Origin of the sequence: Aquimarina sp. RZ0 (assembly GCF_008370685.1) — a bacterium.
Classification (GTDB): Bacteria; Bacteroidota; Bacteroidia; order Flavobacteriales; family Flavobacteriaceae; genus Aquimarina.
In genome coordinates, this window is the sequence record NZ_VTZU01000219.1 from 1 (window position 1) to 1299 (window position 1299).

The 1299-nt window shown below is 28.7% G+C and carries 2 protein-coding genes; both read right to left on the reverse strand.

Features of this window, described 5'->3' with window-relative positions; genetic code table 11:
- Window positions 1–169: 169 nt before the first annotated feature.
- Window positions 170–655: a hypothetical protein gene (locus F0000_RS27350; protein ID WP_149627858.1), complete on the reverse strand. Its 486-nt coding sequence runs from the start codon at window positions 653–655 to the stop codon at window positions 170–172.
- Window positions 652–1143, reverse strand: coding sequence for a hypothetical protein (locus F0000_RS27355; RefSeq protein WP_149627859.1), 492 nt, complete (start codon window positions 1141–1143; stop codon window positions 652–654). Before F0000_RS27355 ends, F0000_RS27350 begins: the two co-directional genes overlap by 4 nt.
- Window positions 1144–1299 lie beyond the last annotated feature (156 nt).

Genomic DNA, 1299 nt, shown 5'->3' on the forward strand with positions numbered 1-1299 from the left:
ACAGTTCTTTTTGCTTTTTCACAGCAAGACTCAACTCTTTTTTTTGATACATAAGTTATAGATTTTAATTATTTCTATTAAATTACGAAATCCAGCAGAAAAAAGTTACCGAAGGTTTAGTTCAACGTCTCTTGTATGGTGCGTTTGCTTCCCGAAGGGAGCATATGCATTATACAAATTGTTGTACTTCGTTTTTTTCCAGTTTAGTTATTCCGATTATTTTAGTTAATTTATCCAATCCAGTTTTTGAAATGATTCTAAAAACTAATTCTATAAAAATAAATCTAAAAACTATTATAGTCATTATCAATGGTAATAAATTATCAAGTCTATTTCGAATAAGTGAAGCAATTAATCCACTCATTACAAATAAGACTACAATCCAAAATAGTATTTTGAGCGTTTTATCAACTCGTATTTGTAAAGTTCCATTTCTCTTTTCTAATTTTCCATTTAGAACACAGAAAGTCCCATAAAAATTTTTCGATAATTTTATTTCAAATTCATCATTATGAATTTTACCAATAAAAGTTTGTTTTTTCCAATCAGTGACAAACTGTTCAGCGGATAGGGTATTACTTTTCAAATTAGTCATCGCGATTGAACTATCATTTTGTAATTCTATAGAGTAGTATTTTGTCGGAAATAATTTCATCCAGTAGGTAATGTTTTTTTTAGTTTTATTATTCCCATAATGTTCGTCAATTTTTTTAGTCCAGTTTTTGAAATAAAACGAAAACTCAACTCTATAAATAAAAATCGAACAAAAATAATTCCTACTGCCATTGGAATAATTATTCCGAGTGATTTTTCAATTCCGTTTGTCAGAACCATAATTCCAAATCCGAAAATTGGCATTAGCATTAAAATCGAAAACATAACTTTAAATGCCTTATGAATTCGCACTTCAATTTCGCCAATTTTTCCTTCAAATTTTCCATTCAGTACACAAACTGCTCCACGACCAATTTCAGATGATATTATTTTAAATTCACTTTTATTTACTTGACCGCGAAATGCTTTTTTCGTCCAGTCAGAAACAAGTGAATCCGTTATATCTGTATTCCGTTTTAATTCTGCCATTGCTTCAGAACTACTTCCACTTAATTCAGCTATAAAATTTCTTTTCGGGAATAATTTCATTCAATTTATAATGATTTTTTTAATGAAGTACAACATTATAGGATTAAATCATTTAAGCCAAAGGCGCAATTTGATTTAATCCGCTGTTGTACTATGCGTTTTTTTTTCTTTTTTTAACCTTCTATGGGGATTGAATCCACTTGTTGTTTACTCAAA

Bases quoted from the DNA above. Each gene is read 5' to 3' on its own strand.
- F0000_RS27350 (WP_149627858.1), bottom strand. From the start codon at position 655: ATGAAATTATTTCCGACAAAATACTACTCTATAGAATTACAAAATGAT.
- F0000_RS27355 (WP_149627859.1), bottom strand. From the start codon at position 1,143: ATGAAATTATTCCCGAAAAGAAATTTTATAGCTGAATTAAGTGGAAGT.